Annotated in this window: 15 protein-coding genes; 3 read left to right on the plus strand and 12 right to left on the minus strand. The window is 44.5% G+C overall.

The window, feature by feature from the left end; translation table 11 throughout:
* The first annotated feature begins 219 nt into the window (after positions 1 to 219).
* The gene (locus B5Y40_RS19315; RefSeq protein ID WP_079688500.1) at positions 220 to 5,619 is read left to right on the plus strand and encodes a fibronectin type III domain-containing protein; all 5,400 of its coding nucleotides are present in this window, start codon (positions 220 to 222) and stop codon (positions 5,617 to 5,619) included.
* Positions 5,620 to 5,648: 29 nt separating this feature from the next.
* Here B5Y40_RS19315 and B5Y40_RS19320 read toward each other — a convergent pair whose 3' ends face one another.
* From B5Y40_RS19320 to B5Y40_RS19330, 3 genes are read right to left on the minus strand one after another with little or no spacing between them, the layout of a single operon-like run.
* On the minus strand, positions 5,649 to 6,473 hold the full coding sequence (locus B5Y40_RS19320) for a glutaminyl-peptide cyclotransferase (RefSeq protein WP_159453743.1): 825 nt from the start codon (positions 6,471 to 6,473) through the stop codon (positions 5,649 to 5,651).
* Positions 6,474 to 6,532: 59 nt separating this feature from the next.
* Complete coding sequence (locus B5Y40_RS19325) at positions 6,533 to 7,234, minus strand: response regulator transcription factor (RefSeq protein WP_079688502.1); 702 nt, start codon at positions 7,232 to 7,234, stop codon at positions 6,533 to 6,535.
* Positions 7,231 to 8,454 carry a sensor histidine kinase gene (locus B5Y40_RS19330; RefSeq protein WP_079688503.1) on the minus strand — a complete coding sequence of 408 codons (1,224 nt, stop codon included), beginning with the start codon at positions 8,452 to 8,454 and terminating at the stop codon, positions 7,231 to 7,233. The genes B5Y40_RS19325 and B5Y40_RS19330 overlap by 4 nt, the downstream gene beginning before the upstream one ends.
* 129 nt (positions 8,455 to 8,583) lie before the next feature.
* Here B5Y40_RS19330 and B5Y40_RS19335 point away from each other — a divergent pair, with 129 nt between their 5' ends.
* A complete protein-coding gene (locus B5Y40_RS19335; protein ID WP_079688504.1) occupies positions 8,584 to 11,664 on the plus strand; it encodes a glycosyltransferase family 117 protein in 3,081 nt (1,026 codons plus the stop codon).
* Positions 11,665 to 11,680: 16 nt separating this feature from the next.
* On the opposite strand, the gene B5Y40_RS19340 is transcribed toward B5Y40_RS19335, so the two are convergent.
* From B5Y40_RS19340 to B5Y40_RS19380, 9 genes are all read right to left on the minus strand, one after another.
* Entirely contained in the window at positions 11,681 to 12,082 is a 402-nt protein-coding gene (locus B5Y40_RS19340) for a VOC family protein (protein WP_079688505.1), read from the minus strand.
* 68 nt (positions 12,083 to 12,150) lie between these two features.
* Complete coding sequence (pgl, locus tag B5Y40_RS19345; protein ID WP_079688506.1) at positions 12,151 to 12,876, minus strand: 6-phosphogluconolactonase; 726 nt, start codon at positions 12,874 to 12,876, stop codon at positions 12,151 to 12,153.
* A gap of 7 nt (positions 12,877 to 12,883) precedes the next feature.
* Positions 12,884 to 14,410, minus strand: coding sequence for a glucose-6-phosphate dehydrogenase (gene zwf, locus B5Y40_RS19350; protein WP_079688507.1), 1,527 nt, complete (start codon positions 14,408 to 14,410; stop codon positions 12,884 to 12,886).
* A 37-nt stretch (positions 14,411 to 14,447) separates the two neighbouring features.
* Positions 14,448 to 15,863 (minus strand): NADP-dependent phosphogluconate dehydrogenase, encoded by a 1,416-nt coding sequence (gene gndA, locus B5Y40_RS19355; RefSeq protein ID WP_079688508.1) that lies wholly within the window; start codon positions 15,861 to 15,863, stop codon positions 14,448 to 14,450.
* Between the two features lie 131 nt (positions 15,864 to 15,994).
* On the minus strand, positions 15,995 to 16,444 hold the full coding sequence (locus B5Y40_RS19360) for an RpiB/LacA/LacB family sugar-phosphate isomerase (protein WP_079688509.1): 450 nt from the start codon (positions 16,442 to 16,444) through the stop codon (positions 15,995 to 15,997).
* Between the two features lie 258 nt (positions 16,445 to 16,702).
* The gene (locus tag B5Y40_RS19365; RefSeq protein WP_245840652.1) at positions 16,703 to 17,332 is read right to left on the minus strand and encodes a class I SAM-dependent methyltransferase; all 630 of its coding nucleotides are present in this window, start codon (positions 17,330 to 17,332) and stop codon (positions 16,703 to 16,705) included.
* A gap of 125 nt (positions 17,333 to 17,457) precedes the next feature.
* Entirely contained in the window at positions 17,458 to 17,670 is a 213-nt protein-coding gene (locus B5Y40_RS19370; protein ID WP_079688511.1) for a hypothetical protein, read from the minus strand.
* Between the two features lie 134 nt (positions 17,671 to 17,804).
* Positions 17,805 to 18,491, minus strand: a complete 687-nt coding sequence (locus B5Y40_RS19375; protein ID WP_079688512.1) for a hypothetical protein — start codon at positions 18,489 to 18,491, stop codon at positions 17,805 to 17,807.
* Positions 18,492 to 18,629: 138 nt separating this feature from the next.
* Positions 18,630 to 20,054: a glycoside hydrolase family 125 protein gene (locus B5Y40_RS19380; RefSeq protein WP_079688513.1), complete on the minus strand. Its 1,425-nt coding sequence runs from the start codon at positions 20,052 to 20,054 to the stop codon at positions 18,630 to 18,632.
* Positions 20,055 to 20,319: 265 nt separating this feature from the next.
* On the opposite strand from B5Y40_RS19380, the gene B5Y40_RS19385 reads away from it, so the two are divergent.
* Complete coding sequence (locus B5Y40_RS19385; RefSeq protein ID WP_079688514.1) at positions 20,320 to 20,679, plus strand: hypothetical protein; 360 nt, start codon at positions 20,320 to 20,322, stop codon at positions 20,677 to 20,679.
* The last annotated feature ends 26 nt before the right edge of the window (positions 20,680 to 20,705 follow it).

The following is a 20,705-nucleotide window of genomic DNA, read 5'->3' on the forward strand; positions in this document are numbered from 1 at the left end:
AAGCGAAAGGAAAATTGATGAGAGTTGGGAAAAGATATTTCCGGAATATATAGAAAGCTTCCGTGTTATACCGGAGACTTCTTGTTTACATCGACACAAATTTCAGTTACATCTATATAAATAAAGTATTCGTCACATATAGGAAGAAATTCTTTATGGATCAGTTTCGTGTATTTATTTTAGGTAGGTCTATATATCGTGTAAACAGTTTTTAACTCTATGCATTTTTTTTACAGATCCTTCAAGTATACACTGGCAATATTCTACATCGTTGCCTCAGCCTATTCAACATTTGCTCAAACCGTTATTCACTACGACAGTGGGTATACGCTTCGTAACAACCAACTGGGGCACTATTACAAAATGGCAAACTTCAGTAACGAAGCGTTGCTGCGGGAGTTTACATATTGGAAAACTGTAAACGGTGCTGTTACAGAGTTCCTGAATTTCAGAGTGATGTTTCCGACGGGATTCAACAAGAATAATACTTCCACGAAATATCCACTTATCGTGATGATGCATGGTGCCGGTGAATCCGGACGCTCGTGGGAAGGACATTATAATTACGGACCGGAAGATGCGCGCTTCGATAACAACAGTACGAACACTGCATATCCGGGGCCCTCACACGTAGCGGCTGTGCTCCGATCTCCTTCTGATGCGCGTTCATTTCCCGGCATTGTCATTATACCGCAGGTAAGTCACAGCGGCAGTTGGCAAAATGGTTGGGAAGACGGAGCGCTTGGCGCCAATATGCGCATGACCATTGGTGTGATTGAATATTTCATTCAACAGTATAATGTTGATCGCGATCGTATCGCTGTACACGGACTGTCCAATGGAGCGAAGGGTACATGGGATGCGGCAGCCAAACGGCCTGACCTTTTCGCCGCCATGCTGCCGATGTCTGGTGTAGGAAGTAATTTCGAGGCGATGTCGGATATACTCGTGACTATGCCCATCTGGTTGTTCCAGGGAGGCACGGATACAAACCCGAAACCACAGGCATCACAAGATTTGGTAGACCTGCTCAAAAGCAAAGGTGGCGATCCCATCTATACTGTATATCCAACCTTAGGTCACAACACATGGACTACCGCCTACGCGGAGCCCAATTTCTTTTCCTGGATTCTGCAGCAAAATAAAAAGAGTATATATGTATTTGGACGCCAAACGGAGCTTTGTGAAAACGGTGCTATAAAACTTGGCTTCTCGGATGGCTTCCTTGCATACCAATGGACCTTTAACGGAGCAGATATACCGGGTGCTACATCGCGGTTCTATACCTTGAATCAAACTGGTATATATACCGTGAAATTTAAAAGAAGCGAAACCGAGTGGGACGAATCATTCCCCGTAGAGATCACACCCAAATCTGCCTCTACCTATTCTCCTGAACTCACCAATAGCGGAACACGGATTATACCCATTGATTTCACGGGAACAAAAAATGATACACTTAAACTTATAGCACCCGAAGGCTTTCCTCAATACTACTGGTATAAGAACGGAGCCCCGTTTGATACCACAACGACCCACACAAAAGTTGCTTACTTCCTGACAGGTTCAGGAACGGTAGGCACAGCCGCGCAGGCCGGTGAATATGCTGTAAGAGTAAAAGAGAATTCAGGGTGTGAAAGTTTACTATCACCGCCCGTCACTGTAAGCTATACCAGCCCGCATGTTATACCGAATGCTCCAACCCTGGCAGCAAGTGGTATATCTGCTGTCTCTGAAAAAGAAGTACAACTCCAGTGGACCGACAACTCTGCCAACGAAGAGTACTTTGAAATCTGGAGAAACCGGACCAACACGAATGGCTATACCAGTCAACCTTATAAGTTGGTTGCCACGGTACCGGCCAATACAACAAGTTATAACGACACGAACTTGCGTCCGCTGGCCCGCTACTTTTACCGCGTTCGTGCTGTCGGCTCAGGCGATGGAAAGTTTGCCACCACCGAAGTGAACATTACCTTGCCAAATGATGCAACCAAGCCAACGCCACCTGAAAATCTTACCGTCACCGATATTGAAGATACCCAGATTTCCATTTCATGGGATGCTTCCTCCGATAACGATCAAATTGCAGGTTATGAAGTATACCTTGGTTCTACTATTGTAGATACAGTTACCACCACCAGCTATACTTTTACAGACCTCACACCCAGCACAACCTATTTTATTAATGTCCGCGCAATAGATTCCCGCGGCAATTTTTCAGATTTTCCCGGTGAAGCTATAGACGTTACCACGTTGGCTCCTCAAAATGGATTGCTATACTCCTATTATGAACCGCTGAACGTGCCCACGACCTTTACATTGGCGGAATACTTCAGTACGCCACAAACGCCTGTAAAGCAAGGCGTGGTCAGTAACTTTGATATATCTGTGCGAAACCGGGACATAAAATTTGCTTTCGTATTTGAAGGGTATATCAAGATCAACACGGCAGGCAACTATATATTTTATTCAAGGTCCGATGACGGAAGCCGGGTATATATAGACGGCGTTCTTCAAATCGACAACGATGCGCTGCACGATGGTACTGTTGAGAAGAATAAAACGATAAACTTCACCACAACCGGCAAGCACGCCATTCGCGTGGAATACTTCTATGCGAACAGCCTTGCACAAACATTAGCCGTTACCTACGATCCGCCTGGCACTGGAACCGGGCTCGGCAAGCAAACCATCCCTGACACCCTGCTATACCGTACCTCTGCCACTCCGGTCTCATACTACTCGAAAGCATCCGGTGATTTGAATGATGTCGCCACCTGGGGAACGGCAAGCAACGGAGGGGGTACTGCACCGATAAACTTCACAGACGCCTATCAGTATTTTTACATCAGCAATCGCACAGGAACCACTACACTATCTGCGCCCTGGGCGGTGACAGGTGCTGGCTCCAAAGTTATCCTTGGATCGAACTTAACTCTTACGCTAAACGAAGCATTGACGGGAACATTGGAAGCTGGTGATAACACGGTGATCAACCTCAATCACGAGACTATACCTACACTCGGCACATTGGCGCCAACGTCCACGGTAAACTTCAATGTTACCGGTACTGTGCCGAACAGTGCTTATGGAAATCTAAACCTGACCACCGCGACAACAACTAAAACTTTACCGCTTAGTTCCATTGCTGTAAGGGGTAATCTTACCGTTGCTGATGGTGTTACCCTTCAGGGAAGTGAAGCGAATAAATCTATAGTAACCGTAGACGGGGACATGACTTTCCTCGGATCGGCTAGCGGACTTCCATCCGGTCAATTATATTCCCTGGCTTTCAGGGGTGGCAAGAATCATACATTAACACTAAGCCCGGAGGAAGGCTTGAATATATACCAGCTTATGCTGGACTATGGTGATGCGTTAACGCTTGAGAAAAGTTCATCCGATCCGGTCGATATTCAAATTGGTAACAGCAGTGGTGGCGGATTGATACTCAACACGGGCGCTATATTTCAAGTGGATAATAACAATCTATCGCTCACCGGTAATGTAGCCATGAATCCAAACGGTGAAACCGGGGTGATTGCAATGAAGGGTGGTGACCTTACGATCAACACAACCTCTGCATTATCTTCTACCATTGCCTTTGCTGAGACTGCCGATAGTATTCACAACCTTACTTTGTCATCGACCAATGCCGGTAAATTTAATTTACAGAATTCTGTTAAGGTCAAGAACCTGGTGACGCTCACCAAAGGCGAACTCAACAGCTATAGCGGCAACCTGGTATTGGTGTCCGATAAAAATGGAAGTGCGCGTATAGGTTCTCTTCCCTCCGGAGCAAAAATTATTGGTGATATTGTTTATCAACGGTATATGGATGGTGAGGGCAAAATATACCGCTATATAGCATCGCCTATAAAAGAGTTTCGCGTTGCCGACATCCAGAACTATATACCGGTAACCGGTTTATTCAAAGGACAAAGCTCAGGTCCCGGTATCAATTCAGCAACGCCATCTTTATTCTACTACAACGAGCCTGCTGGTGGATGGCAGAGTTTCCCTCCTGAAGGCGGCTCCAATGACGATACATTACGCATCGGCAAAGGATACTCGATCTTTGTTCGTGAAGCAACAAATCCTACAACGTGGGAGGCTACGGGTAATCCGTATCAAGGTAACTTTGTGTTCCCCTTAACCGGAGGAACACTCGGCCAGGACAATGGATGGAATTTACTGGGCAACCCATACCCTGCTCCTATACAATGGACAGGTGCTGCCGATACAAAATGGAATTCACTCCAGAACGTAAGCAACACGGTACATGTACGCGAAAATTTTGGTACCGAGTATAGATGGCGGGTATGGAATGGTACCACTGGAAATCTAGCCAATGGTATTATTGCACCGGGCCAATCGTTCTGGGTACAAACAACATCGAATGCTCCTGCATTGAGTATAACTGAAAACGCCAAGGTTACCACAGACGGTTCTTTTTACAGGGATGACAACGCTCCGGAAGCTATCGAAATCAGCATGACCAATGGCACCTTTACCGATGAAACCTATATCCAGCTTGCGTCCACCGGAAGCAACCGGTATAGCAAAACTGAAGATGCCGTCAAGCAATTGAACACATACTTCAATCTCTCGTCACGATCAGAAGATAGTGTTGCTCTTGCCATCAACAGAATCTCAACAGATTTCTGCCAGCAGAGTATACCCTTGCAAATCGATAACGCATCCAATGGCGGCTATGCGTTGAAATTCAAAGGTGTTGATAATACGATCACGAAAGTATATTTGAACGACAAGTATCTCGACAAGAAAGTGGAAATCACCAGCGACCTGGTATATAGTTTCGCAGTCACCAGCAATGCGCTGTCAAAAGGATCACGGTTTGAAATTATACTGGACAGACCGGCTGTTACATCAGTAACTTCGATGAGCGCATCATCAGGTTGTGAAAGTGATCCTCTCATTACACTTGAAGATACACAGCCTGATGTAGGATACCAGGCATTTCTGGGAGATATACCTGTATCGGAGAGACGAATATCAAATGGTGGCATAGTTGAACTTCCGCTTAATTATAGCCGAATACACAGCGGTGCTTTTGATATTGTCATTAAGGCCGGATATGGATCCGGAGATTGTCCTGCCGTTGCTATGGCTAAGACGGTAAACGTGGTCATCGACTCTTTACCCAAGCCCTATATTACCGTTGCTGGCAACACACTATCTACAACACATCGGAATGGACAGCAATATCAATGGTCGCTGGATGGTGAACTTCTGGCAAATGAAACTACTTCGTCCATCACCCCGATTGTCTATGGAGAATATGCAGTCACTGTCACCTGGGGAAGTTGTCTGAAAGCATCGGATACGATTCGCTATATGCCAACCGGCAGCGAAGTTTCATTGGAGAAAATGGCAACCGTCTCTCCCAATCCGTTTACAGATAAACTAACGATCATGCTGCGGGATCGGTCGGTAAAAACAATATCCATTTCTAACCTGGTAGGAAAAGTGATCACTGAAAAAACGATAAGCACGCAGGATGAAAGTGTAACCTTCGACCTGACCGATATAGCGCAAGGCACCTATATATTATCGATTGGTGATGCACGGTATAAAGTCGTTAAGAAAACGTAAGTCGTCAATCATTCACAAACCTTTATACCTTAATGATTAAACTTGATTGCATACACACTGGGCCAGAACTTGCCCGTGACGTAAACATTTCGGCTGGCAGAATCATATGCGATACCGTTCATCTCCAGTGAATTTTCATTCCTGGAGCGAGCATCCATTGCAAGAGAAGTCAAATCTATACGCCCTGCTATCGTACCGGTAGCAGGGTCTATTTTTAAAATATAGTTTGTGGTATAGAGATTGGCATAGATAAAGCCGTGGATATACTCGAGCTCATTTACATTGCGCACAGGGCCGGTATGATCGTGAACATGAATAGTCTTCACCGGTTTTAACGTGGCCGAATCAAGATAGATAAGTTTATCCGTGCCATCACTCATAATGAGATGTATACCATCCGTTGTAAGCCCCCATCCTTCCGGGGTGGTCAATGCAAATTCTCCTGTCTTGCGAAAAGTCGTTGCATCATATATATAGCCCTTCTTTTCCCGATAGGTTAGCTGGTATAGCTTATGGTTCAGGAACGTGATGCCTTCACCGAAAAGGTTTCGATCAATCTCTACTTTCGGGTCAATCTTCCCGGTCTGCAAATTCAGGACACCCGCCAGTGATCGCGTGTTCGGCATTTCGAGTGGCGAGCCTGTGCTTTCATATAGCATCCCTTGATGCATAAGCAATCCTTCTGTAAATGAATTTGTATCGTGCGGATAGGTCGCCACCACACCATAGTTTATAGCAGGGGGCGCATCCGCTGATGCCGGCTGTGAAGTCTTATCCTTGCGATCTGTATTGCATGCAGACAAGAGCGAAAGGAGAGTTACCAGCAATGGAAAGAAAACACGAAGTATGCGCAAAGGAGTATTGTTTAATGCGCCTCGAAGATACAGATTAAGTTTAAAATTCCGCCCGTATTTCAGGTACCTATATCTTTCATGATATATCCTACACCGCGAATGTTTTCGATCTTTAATGCCGGGTCATTCTTTAAATATTTCCGGAGCTTTGAAACAAAAACATCCATGCTGCGGGCTACAAAAAAACCATCGTCTTCCCAGATCGCTTTCAGGAATACATCGCGCTCGATAAGCTTTCCGGTATGCCGGAAAAACATTTGCAATAGTTTACACTCTTTATAGGTCAGGCGTGTATCCTCACCGTTGGCATGGAGTAACAGGTTATGAATGTCAAGCATGGAGTTACCGGCCTTCAGGATTGAAGACCTGTTCGTGGTAGCCGCAAGCCCGGATGAGCGCTTTAAAATCGCCTCTATTCGATACTTGAATTCCTGTATACTGAAAGGCTTGCACACATAATCATCCGCGCCAATCTGAAATCCACGGATGCGATCATCAAGTTGATTTTTAGCCGTCAGAAATACAATCGGGATCTGCTGATTATACTTCCGTACTTCGATGGCAAGATCAAATCCATCTTTCTCCGGCAACATGATATCAAAGATGCACAAGTCAAATATACCATTGTGAAAGGCCGTTAATCCTTTCTCACCACTCGCATACAGATGTACCTTCCAGCCATGCGCATCCAGGGTGTCCTTGATGAGAAAGCCAAGACTTTCATCATCTTCTACGAGCATTATTTGAGGACTTTCGCTCATGCCTTCGGAAGTATAATTTTCACTTCTGTCCCCTTATTCAATTCACTAAAAAGATTTACCTCACCGCGATGAGCTTGTATAACGCTCTTCACAAAACTTAATCCCAATCCAAAACCTTTTACCGTATATACATTGCCTGATCGCACACGAAAGAATTTTTCGAATACTTTGCTTCGCATATCGGGAGCTATACCGATACCATTATCCGAAATGTCGATTTCAATTTTATCGCCGAGATCTTTTGTGCGCACCAGAATTTTAGGTTGATGTGGAGAATATTTCTCCGCATTATCAATGATGTTGGTGATGGCTTGAAGTAGCAGATCTTTATCGCCCAGGATTGTAGCATTACTTGCGTTAAACTCAAGCTGGAGTACACCGCTCCGCTCCTGCACCTTGAGCAAAAAAGCCTCGGCACAGTCTTCGATCAACCGGTGTATATCCATTGCTTCCAGCACCGGGCGTTTCATATACTCTACGGAGACGCCACTCAGCACCTGGTCTATTTTCTGGCGAAGTCTTTCGTTTTCCTTTAACAGGATATCGATATATACCTGGTCTGCCTGACCAGCAATCTTCTTCTGCAAAATTTCACCTGCAATACGGATGTTAGTTACAGGGGTTTTGAATTCATGCGTCATGTTGTTGATAAAATCACTCTTTAGCTCTGCGAACTTTCGTTCGCGTAAGAGCGATGCGATCGCATAGGCGAAGAATCCCATCATCAGCAAAAGAATGATGGTGGAGAAAATCCATACGCCCAACTGTGCGGCGAGGTAACTTTGTTTCTTGGGGAAGTATATAGCAAAGTTTTTCTCAGCATGACTGCGTTTATAACCTGCCACTTCAGCTTCCAGCCTGCGTGTTGCCTCTACGTAGTTCCCGTATACCAGCGTATCGTCAACAGCATTATATACTCCGAGCTCATAATCCACGGAGAGGCTTCTTCTGGCAAATTCCTTTTTCACCAGGCTATCCAGGAGTTGATCGTTGAGTTCACTGTTGGTGGCAACAAAGAAGAAACTTGATGACATCTTTTTCACCTCGGCATCCTTGGCAACGGAATCGGCCACTTTCTTTAAAGCCACCTGCACTGTATGATCGAATTGTTTTTCGGCTACATCAAACGCCTTCCGAAACCAGTATACCTGTACAATCATCAGACAAATAAGGACCAGTGTTCCCGCCAGAATAATTCCCCGGAGATGCTTGCTTTTCATACACTAAAAATAGCAGATTAAGAGTCTACTTGTAAATCCTTTTCCATTTTTAACACTGCATTAACACTTCTTTACACTGCTTAACCCTAAACCAAAGCCCGCTGCGGTAGCATTGTGAAAAGTATTTACATGTTCCTTAAAACAGACTACCGATTCTTCCTGGCAGCGTTGCTGCTCATCCTGACAGCCTATATATGCATGGCGTTCGATCCTGCAGACAATGGCTTTGGCATCCTTACCCTGTGGGTTGCACCACCGTTGCTCTTAGCCGGACTCCTCCTTCCTATACCCGGTATCATCGGCGTGCAGAATCTTGCCTCTATAGTCTCACGCGCCATCCTGGAAATGAATACGTGGAAGTTTGCTTTCGGTATACTTGTGTTTCTGATTTCATTTTCAACCTATATCATGACGCTGGAACCCACTGCAAGTCTTTGGGACTGCTCTGAGTTTATAGCCTCTTCCTACAAGCTCGAGGTTCCCCATACTCCGGGAACGCCATTGTCATTATTGATTGGACGAATATTTACAATGTTCGCGTTCGGAGATGTACATGCAGTCGCCTGGAATCTCAACATCATGAGTGCCTTTTTCTCGGCCCTTACTGTTTTACTGGTCTATCATATTATATACCTGCTAGCCGCCCGTATACAGATGCAAGGAACGTATACAACAGCGTTACTCATCATTGCATCAGTATGCGGAAGTTTATGTCTGGCTTTTTCGGACACATTCTGGTTCTCTGCTGTAGAAGCAGAGACCTATGGCCTGGCCTGTTTTTTCATGCTGCTGATTCTATGGATGATTCTGAAGGGAACAGATCTATCCGAATCCCTGCGTTCGCGGTGGCTCGTTCTTATAGTATATATCGCGGGCCTCTCCTATTGCATCCATCCCATGTGCCTGCTCGCTTTACCGGTGCTTCCTTTTGCCTGGTATACAAGCCAGAAACCATTAACGTTCTGGAATGCGGTATTACCCATTGCGCTGGGAGGATTTATAGTTTTGTTTATCAACAGATTTATAGCTGTAGGTATATTTGAACTGGCCTTTTACCTGGACCTCTTTGCTGTAAATTCATTGCACTTACCTTTTTATACTGGCGCCTTTACACTGCTGATCGCACTGATCGGATTGTTTATATTTTTACTGCGGAAATACGCCATGCATCAGGTATATACCTGGGCGGTGATATTTCTGTTGACCGGTTTTCTGCCTTACGGTATGTTGTTTGTCCGGTCAAATCACAATCCCCCCATTGATGAAACAAGCCCTGAAAACTTATCGATGATCAAGGCTTACATGAACCGGGAATCCTATGGCTCACGACCGCTTTTGTACGGCCCTTACTTTGATGCCCAGGTAGAAGATGTACAGCCCGGAAAAAAGATATACCACAAAGGAGATAATTCGTATGAATTTTCCGGCAAGCTATCGCAGTATATCTATACTCCTGCGCGACAGACGCTCTTGCCGAGGATCTATAGCAACGAAGCCAATCACATTGAAACGTACAGGCAATGGACAGGATTGCAACCGGGTGAAAAACCGGGCTTCCGTGAAAATATACTATACCTGCTACGCTACCAGCTTAACCACATGTACCTGCGGTATTTCCTTTGGAATTTTGCCGGCCGCGAAGGCGATATTCAAAACAGCCGCTGGCTTACACCTTGGGATGGATTGTCCAAGCAAGTTCATCCACAACAGCGAGCCAGAAATCAATATTGGATGATACCGTTGATACTGGGTATAGCGGGCGGCGTGTTTCAGTATCAAAAAAACCGAAAAGATTTTATTGCGATCAGTATCTTCTTTTTACTAACCGGAATCGTCCTTGTTCTTTATCTCAACTCAACTCCCAATGAGCCGCGCGAACGTGACTATATTTATGTAGGTTCTTATATAGCGTTTTGCATCTGGATCGGGCTCGGTGTCCATGCATTTTATTATATACTAAAGCAATGGCGAGCTGCCCTAATTGTGAGCAGTATTATTACCACGCTCGTTCCGCTCTGGATGCTCTATCAGAACTATGATGACCATAACCGCAGCGGGCGAACGTTTCAAATCGACAACGCGCGAAATTTACTAAACAGCTGTGCTCCCAACGCAATTCTCTTTACGGGTGGTGACAACGATACATTTCCCTTGTGGTATGTGCAGGAAGTAGAAGGGTATCGTACCGATGTGCGCATTATGGTGCTGAGTTATTTCAACACCGACTGGTATATCAGTCAGTTACGAAAAGCATACTACGAATCAAAACCATTTGAGTTAACGCTTACGGAGAAAGACTATGAGCAATACGGGCCCAATGATGTACTATACTTACAGGAAAGTATACCCAACGGAATTGATGTCACCAAATACCTTGCCCTGTTAAAGGCCGGCCACCCTGCCCTGCGCATGCAAACCCACACCGGAGATGTATACTCGGTTCTTCCATCCAAAACACTCCACCTAAAAATAGATAAGGATGAATTTCTTAAAAATGATCACGGACATTTTTTATCTGAAGCCGAAATCAGCAATGAGCTGTCGCTACAGGTCACGGAGCATTATCTTCAGAAAAACGCATTGGCTTTTCTTGACCTGGTAGTTAGTAACGCATGGACAAGACCTATATATTTTAACTTTACCTCACTGAATACTTTTGGTCTGGATCTCAAGCCATATGTTGTGCAGGAAGGAACGTTGTTTCGTCTCTTCCCGATTAAACCAAGCAAAGACGGCATCGCCATGAACACAACGCTGATGTATAAGAACCTGGTAGAGAAATCCGATTACGCTAATCTTTCGAACCCGAAAGTATATTTCAACTACGAAGACTATCACCTGCGAATAATCATGCCCGTTCAGCAATCTTTTAATATGCTCGCACAAGCACTTTATGAAGAAGGCAATCATGCACTGGCCGAAAAGGTATTAACCGAAGCAGTTGATAAAGTATACCTCGACCACCTGACGCCTTCTATTACCAACCTCCAGGCTTCGCGCATGCTGCTCGCCCTGGGTCGAAAAGATCTGGCAGAACATCTTTCACAGAACGTCTTTCAATATTATTATGCTGCCGCGCAGCAAGATGATGCTGATCCGGAAGATCTATACCTGGCCGAAAAATCTGCAGATATACTGAGCCTGTTGGGTGAAGATATATACCTGGAAAAAGTGAACAGCCTGAAAGCCTTAGCAGGGTATGTGGAGTAAATATGTTTTTATTCTGTTAGCGGTTCTTCGGACAAACAATTTCCCAGAGATGACCATCGGGGTCTTTGAAGTAGCCGGTATATCCCCAATCTTCATCTTTTGCCTCTCGTGGAATGGAGCCTCCGGTACGTGCTGCCCCTTGCAGGATAGCATCGAGCTCTTCGCGGCTATCGGCTGTACAGGATAGGATACATTCCACTGCGCTCTGTGAGAGATGGGGCTCGGCTTTTGCCAAAGTAGAGAATGAAGCAAACTGGTTGCGTTCAATGAGGAACAATGATAATCCACCATCCAGCTCAATGACGATGATACCTTCGTTAATACCGGGTGTCGGCAAGCCAAGTCCATCGCGATAAAATGCCAGGGATTTCTCCAGGTCGTTTACCGGAAGTGAAATCACATTGATCTTTGGTTTCATACTTTGAGTATTAGTCCTTAGAGATGTTTAAAATATATAGCGTTTGCAAACGCGTGGTATAGTATATATTATTTATTCGTCAGCTTTTGTGTGGCGGCCTGGTCTACGAACCAATGCAACGATCCGCCTTGCGGGCGAATCAGCTGTGCCGGGTACTCGACTATATTTTGCGCATCTTCATGGATGTGATGCATCGCTTCTGCTTTCGATGCACCGTATACCAGGAAGGCAACGTTCGCAGCCTGGTTAATACACGGAGCCGTTAGTGTGATGCGGAACATCTTTACTTTATCGATATATATTTCCTTCACCAGCGATTCTTTTTCGTGCAACACCGCGGTGTGCGGAAAAAGAGACGCCGTGTGCGCATCATCACCAAGGCCCAGCAATACCAAATCAAACCGCACAGGTTTATCAGAAAAATATCCCAGCAGATCTTTCTCGTAGTCTTCCGCTGCTGCTGCCGGCTCAAGTTCTGTTTTCATCCGGAAGATTTGTCCCGGTGAAAGATCCAAAGGATCGAATAAGGCTTTCTTGGCCATCAGATAGTTACTGTCGGGATGATCAGCAGGTACATATCGCTCATCTCCAAAAAAGAAAAATACCCGTGACCACTCGATCTGCTTGCGATACTTATCGGTGACCAGAAGCTCATATAGCTTTTTGGGAGAACTTCCTCCTGACAACACAAGTGAAAATCTTCCATGCAGATATATAGCTTCCTTCGCCTGTGCTACCACAAAATCAGCGAGTGCGGGAAGAAGGTCATCCGCGCCATCAAAAACGTGAATCATCTTACTATTACTTTTTAGCGTTTTTCAACGGAAGTGTAAACCAATGAAAGCCATCTTGCGCGATGAGCGCCTCGGCCGTTTCCGGCCCCCACGAGTCAGCCGAATAATTCGGGAAGCTCAAACTCTTTTTACCAGCCCAGGCATTCAGGATTGGCATGAGCAGATCCCATGCGGCCTCTACCTGGTCACCCCGCATAAAGAGCGTCTGGTCACCCAGCATCGTATCGAGTAACAACGTTTCGTATGCCTCCGGAGTATCGCCAGTATAGGTACCGTTGTAATCAAAGATCATATCTACGGGGTTCAACGTCATATCCAATCCAGGACGTTTGGCTTGCACCTGCAGGCGCACGCTCATCTCTGGTTGAATGCTGATGATTAACCGGTTCTGCTGCCATCCTTCTATAGCTTCTGAAGGAAAAATCATGTGTGGTACATCTTTAAACTGGATGGTAATAACGGATGAAGATTGATGCATTCGCTTGCCGGTACGCAAATAGAATGGGACACCGTGCCATCTCCAGTTATCAACAAAAAATTTTATAGCGGCAAACGTCTCCGTGTTAGATTGTGGATTTACACCTTGCTCTTCGCGATATCCTACAACTTCTTTTCCTTCAATCCATCCCTTGCTATACTGACCGCGCACAGCGTTCTTCTTGATGTCTTCGGGGTTGAACTTGCGCATGGAGTGCAGTACATCTACTTTACAATTCCGCACTTTGTCTGCTTCAAAACTTACCGGTGGCTCCATGGCTACCAGGCAAAGCAACTGAAGTATATGATTCTGGATCATATCGCGAAGTGCTCCGGCATCATCGTAATAACCACCACGACTTCCCATTCCGAGTTGCTCGGTTACCGAGATCTGTACGTGATCTATATAGTTCCGATTCCACAGGGGTTCAAATATAGAGTTGGCAAAACGGAAGGCGAGAATATTTTGAACCGTTTCTTTGCCCAGGTAATGATCGATGCGGTATATCTGTTGCTCAGAAAAAACGCTGCCGAGTAATTGATTCAGTTTACGTGCAGAGTCAAGATCATGACCAAACGGTTTTTCGATTACGATCCGTGACTTGGTGGCGTCAACGGCTAACTTATGTTTTGATATATTTTCGGCAATCGTGCTAAAGAAGCGTGGCGCTACTGCCAGGTAATAGATTACATTGGGATCTATACCAGCCTCTTTCTTAAATGTAGCAATGCGCTGCGACTGCTCTTCGTATGTTTTGGAATCGTTGATATCGGAGACCTGGAAATGAACATGCTTGGCAAAAGCCTCCCATTTTCCCTGATCAGGTTTTCCACTTCGTGAAAACTGGTTGATATCTTTTAAGAGTACTTCTCTGAACTGGTCGTCTGTGAAACCGGTACGTCCCATCGCGACAATGGAAAAATGATCGGGCATCCATCCATCTACAAATAGATTATAGAGAGCGGGTACTAGTTTACGCGAAGTAAGATCGCCTGTTCCTCCAAATATAAAGAAGATGGTGGCCTGTGATTTAATAGAGTCTGTTGCTGAGCTCATTCCTTTGTACGGGTTGATCGTAGATTAGTGAAGCAGTTTATTTGGTGAACCATTGTGTATGGAACACACCTTCTTTGCCGATAAGCTCATAGGTATGTGCACCAAAGTAATCGCGCTGTGCCTGTATAAGGTTCGAAGGCATGCGCTCACTGCGGAATGCATCGAAGTAACTGAGCGAAGCAGTATAGGCTGGTATCGCTATACCTGCGGCCGTAGCAGCCGATACAACCTGGCGCATGCCCCCGATCACGCCATTTACTTTTTGTGCTATACCTGCATCCAACAGTAAATGTGGTAACTGATTATCTTTTTTATAGGCCTGGTATATATCTTCCAGGAACGTAGAGCGGATAATACATCCTCCGCGCCAGATCAACGCAATGTCGTCCATCTTTAATGCATATCCATATTCAGCAGAAGCTTGCGACAGCAAATGCATACCTTGTGCATAGGCGAGCACGGTGCTGAAATATAGCGCCTCTTCCAAAGACTGTATAAATTTAGTTTGATCAGCAGTGATCTTCAACGCACCATCTTTATAGAGTGCTGATGCTTTGGTTCGAAGCGCTTTATACTTGGAGAGATCGCGCATCGATACAGCAGTATCAATAGTAGGGATTGGCAATTGTAAATCCATCGCTACCTGCGAAGTCCACTTGCCTGTACCTTTCGAGCGCGCTTCATCTTTGATATCATTGAGTAACAGATGCGATGCTCCGGGTGCCTTGAAGCCAAATATATCGCGCGTGATTTCGACGAGGAACGATTGTAAACGTCCTTCGTTCCATTGTTTAAAGATAGATTGGATCTGATCGCCTGGTAGGTTCAATCCTTTTTGCATTACCTCGTAGGTCTCAGCAATAAGTTGCATCAAGCCATACTCGATACCATTGTGTACCATCTTTACAAAATGTCCGGATGACCCGGGGCCTATATATGTAACACAAGGATCGCCTTTTACTTTGGCAGCTATAGCTTCAAAGATGGGTTGTACAACTTTATAGGCTTGTGGATCACCACCCGGCATCATGCTTGGGCCTTTTCGTGCACCTTCTTCACCGCCTGAAACGCCCATACCAAAAAAGTGAAGTCCTTTATTCTTCAACTCCTCGGCTCTGCGATTTGTATCTGTAAAGTGTGAGTTCCCTCCGTCAATGATAAGATCTCCTTTGTCAAGTAAAGGAGCGATCTCCGCGATAGCGCTATCAACAATTTTACCAGCCGGTACAAGTAACATTACCGCGCGTGGCTTCTGCAAGCTGCCGATAAATTCCTGCAGTGAAGTGAATCCTTTAACATCACCCTTTACTGCTTCCTTGCCTAAAAGTTCTACTTTGGATGCATCTTTATCATGACCTGCCACTTTAAATCCGTGGTCTGCCATGTTCAAAAGAAGATTACGTCCCATGGTACCAAGACCGACCATGCCGAGAATATAAGAATCACCTTGCATTGTTATATAGATAAGATTTAATGTAATACTAAGCTTTATTTCCTGAACTACTTTTATTTTTCGACAGCACTCTTTACGGTCAACTATTTACTTTTATTTTCATGATAACACTAAAGGATTAACTCACGCCTTTAGCTTTTACCTTCCAACTGTTTGACCTTCTCGAGTCTTCGCTGATGGCGTTCGGCTCCTGTGAACTTTGCTTTCAGAAAAGCAGTGATGAGTTCCTTTGCCATTTCGTCACCGGTAACACGTCCGCCAAGACAAAGTAAATTCATGTCGTCATCTTCAACTCCCTGATGAGCAGAAAAATGATCATGGATTAATGCTGCGCGCACACCGGGAATTTTATTCACCGCGATGGAAGCTCCTACCCCACTTCCGCATATGGCGATGCCGCGTTCTACTTCTTTTGCAGCCACAGCTTTTGCCAACGGCACAACAAAGTCGGGGTAATCATCTCCATCATCACGTACGTGGGCACCGAAATCCTTTACTTCGTATTGTTGAGATAAGAGAAAATTCCTGATCACTTCTTTCAAAGCGAAACCTCCATGGTCTGCAGCGATTCCTAGTTTCATCTTGATTCTACGTATGCGTGTTACTAATCGGGTTTTAAATTAAGCAAAGGATTGGACTCCATCATCAAAGCGGAGATTTTTATAAAGGATGTTTAATAATCGCCTCCGGAAAAAAACCGATTCCTATACAAATGCACTATTTTTTTGCAAGAATCATTTTAAACGATTCCATGTTCAGCGAGCCGTTGAATACTGTATTGATGACACTTTCATTATACCGTAAGTATACTATAGCTCTGATAAACTATAGACAGAGAATTAAAGTTTCGTAAACAGTATAGTAAGAATACGAGGGATTGTATTTCGGTCATCGTCATCAAAGTATTCATCTATATCTGCAATGACGAGTCCATGTTGCCGGGCGGCCTGTATAAAATCGGAAAGGTTGTGATTGAAACATTCAAGTATATGCCGGCCTTCCGCAGTATCGAACCTGGCCTTGGAACCCGAGTATTGTTTGAACGGATGGAGTTCGCCAACGTAAACATAACCACCACGTTGCAGTACGCGGGAAGCTTCCCGGAAAATGTGATCGAGGTCCTGTATATGTTCCAGTACCAGACTAAACGTTATGAGGTTATACGACTCTTGCGCGAATGCCCAATCCGTTGTAATGTCGGTTTGTTGAAACTGAACACAGAGTGCCGTGATCCTTTGTTTTGCTTTGGCTAACATTTCTTCGGATAGATCAACGGCAGTGATATGCTCTGCCTTCTCAACAAGCCATTGTGTATTCTTGCCCGTGCCACATCCAACTTCGAGTACACGACCAAATGGTATATTGGCTAACGTTTTTCGTAATGCGTGGGCTTCAAGATCTCGGGTCTTGTTATCGTTGGTATCATATTGTGTGGCCCAAAGGTTATAGGCTTGACGCGTATCCATCATCTATGCAGTATACTTTCTAAAATAATTATATTAACGCCAGATCAATATATTAACGCTGCATTTACAGTATAAGATTCACCGTCCGTGGAATATACCAGAGCAAATATGTTCCTTCAAACATGCGCTCAAATCTCAGATATACTTCTGCCTACATTACCATCCCCTACTCCCTCGTCTTCATCTTCGTCCGTATCGCTATACTCCAGCGAATGATCTTCTTCATCGGGCGAGCCTGAAATTTCCTCCTGCTGGAGTGACTTCAAATCCTCTTCTTCTTCGGGCTTTGAAGTGCTTTTCTTTTCCTGTGTATGCTCCGATTTCTTCTTTAATCCCTTCATAATTGTATGTGCTCGTTTGCAGCCATACCCGTAAAATTGCGTTCCAACAAATCCATTGAAGGAGAACCATCGCTACACAATCGTATTCAGAATTCTTGACAGAGATGAAGTTTTAGGGATATACACCTTTGTTATTATCCTTGCTTTGATTCAAAATGTTTATCCAGAATTTCAATCACTTCGTTCTTGAAGAGTTGTTTACTGCCTTCAATCATATCCATATGATTCACTTCAATGAAGTGTAGCATCTGGCCATAGTCGGTGCGCTTGGTAAAAAAATAATCGCGAAGCTCATCGATGAGGTAGTGCATCTTCTCACGGTCTTCCAACTCTTCATAATACTGACCTTTCACAAAATTCTTTAAACCGGTTTCAGTAAGAATTTTACTAATCAACATCTGACGTGTGTTCTGCACCAGGTTGATGTGATCGATGCGGAATGTTTCCAGCGGATCAAACTCTAATTGTACTTCACGCAGACAAAGTTGAATATGCTGGTCTATCTCTGCAAAGAATATAGCAGAGTCAATGTGGCTGTTCTCTTTTTCAAGTACAGTCTGGAATGCGGATCTATACCGCTCCAGGTTTATACCCGAATGCTGCAACTCGATCAGTTTACTTTTAATCTGTAATGCTTTCTGCGGTGCTACTTTAACATTGAAGCGATGCTGAATATACTCTTCAAGTCCCTTGTCGGAGAAGAGTCGCTCAATCAAACTTTTTCTTGCTTCCTGCAAGATCTCACGAACCTGGAGCGGTACCAGGTTCATGTCCCAATCCTCAATTTTCCGGATGCCGTTGAATGTTTTTACCGTTCTCATACACTAATTATTTTAGATATTCAAAACTACAATAAACTAATATAATTAGTAATAAAATCATTAACTATTTTATTGGCTACTGACTACCAATACTTTATAAGCACATCCGGTTAACCTTAGAAATTGTTCTCTGAATAATCAGGCATTCAGCAAGTGCGGTTTTTGCTTGTATACATGCCAGATAAATTCCCCGAAAATAGTATTGGCCCACGCAAACCACTTGCGTGTAAATTTCTTCGGATCGTCTTTGTGAAAAGATTCATGCATCAATCCCGTGTCGCCATGTGTGGCCTTCAATGTACGAATGCAATCTTTTATCTCTTCATCACTTGTACTTGTCAATCCGCGCATGATGATACTCAATGGCCAGATCATGTCCATGCCGGCATGAGGTCCACCTATACCAGAGGCGGCCTTCCCTTTGAAGAAGAATGGATTATCATCCGAGAATAAAAACTTTCGTGTGTTGAGATATACCGGGTCATCCATTTTCACTGCACCCAGGTATGGAAGAGAGAGAAGGCTCGGTATATTTGCATCGTCCATCAGGTTATGACTGCCCATGCCGTTCACTTCAAACGCATAGATCTTTCCATATACTGCATGATCAACGGTGCTATAGATCTTGAGTGCATCCGACACCTCTTGTGCCAATTGTGACAGTTCATCGGCCAACGCTTTGTCATTTGAAATTGCGAGCACCATTTCAGAAGCTTGCTTTAAACTGACGACAGCAAAAAAGTTAGATGGAATTAAAAACGGAAATATAGTCGCATCATCGCTGGGGCGAAACATCGAGCAGATCAAGCCTACCGGTTTCACCGGATAGCCATATCCTGCGAGCGGAACACCATCCGTAGCCCAGGCTGTTGTGCGTTGAAATGTATAGGGCCCCTGGCCATCTTTACGTTGTTGCTCTTTAAATACTTTCAACGTTGCCTTCACTGCCGATTTCCAGGATGCATTGAACGGAGTTGTATCTTTTGTCAGTGTCCAGTAATTGTAAGCGAGCCTGATTGGGTAACACAACGAATCGATTTCCCATTTGCGCTCATGTATACCCGGCTGCATGGTAGTAAGGTCATCTTTCCATTCGCTTACTTTAGCGTTGTCGTCATAGAAAGCATTGGCATATGGATCTTTCAGTATACATTTTGTCTGACGATTGATCACGCCTGCAATTAAATTTTGCAGCGCAGGATCAGATTTCATAAACGGAAGATAAGGCCAGATCTGCGCAGTGCTATCGCGAAGCCACATTGCATCAATATCACCGGTGATAATATAGGTATCAGGATTATTACCTTGCGCTTTTAAAAATACTGTGGTGTCCAATGTATTGGGAAAACAGTTTTCAAACAGCCATCCAAGTTCTTCATCCTTCACTTTGGATCTGAATTCTTTAATAGCAGCTTCAACCGATTTGCTTGAAAAATTTCTCGACCCGACAGCAGGACGCTTCGAAGTATACTTTGATTGATCACTACCGGATACGGGTAATGTATTGATGAGTAAACCCGTACTCAGTAACCCGGCACGCTGTAAAAATTCAAGTCTGTTCATTTGTTCGGATGAGTTTTCTGTAATCTATATAACCCGATGATTTTCGGGTGGCGGCAAAATAGAATATCACGCCAAGAAAACAAAGTTAAAGAATGTCGTTTTTCATTTACAAGTCGTTCGTGTCTTCGTGTGTGTACACACTTCATGTCAACCTTTTATTTCGACAAATGAAAATGCAACATGTCCACTGCCTTCCTCACCCGAGAAGCCAGTAAAATGATTTAACACAGGCACAGTTTTATCAGCTCAGTACATAAAAAATATCATGAAAAGAATAGCAGGATTTTTTATCGGAATGTTTATCATCGGCATTACCGCAGTAAACGCTCAGCAATCAAAAGACTCGACAAGCACGCAACCGCGAACATCCACGCGTACCGAGTCCAACCAGTTCAACCAGAAAGACTATACACTTGTACAACCCTCAGAAATACCGTCATCGCTCCGCGAAACACTTAAAGACAACCGGTATACCGGATGGGAAAATGGCAAAGTATATAAAGATAAAGACAACAACGGTTACTGGGTTCGGATTGCCTCAGGCAGTGACGTTCAGAATTTCTTCTTCGATAAAAACGGAAAGGCTGCTGACAAAGGGCCGGGTGTTGGTAAGTCACCTCAATAAGCTTCTCACGAAAGCCGGTTTGATCA

This window comes from Ohtaekwangia koreensis (genome assembly GCF_900167975.1).
Taxonomy (GTDB): domain Bacteria; phylum Bacteroidota; class Bacteroidia; order Cytophagales; family Cyclobacteriaceae; genus Ohtaekwangia; species Ohtaekwangia koreensis.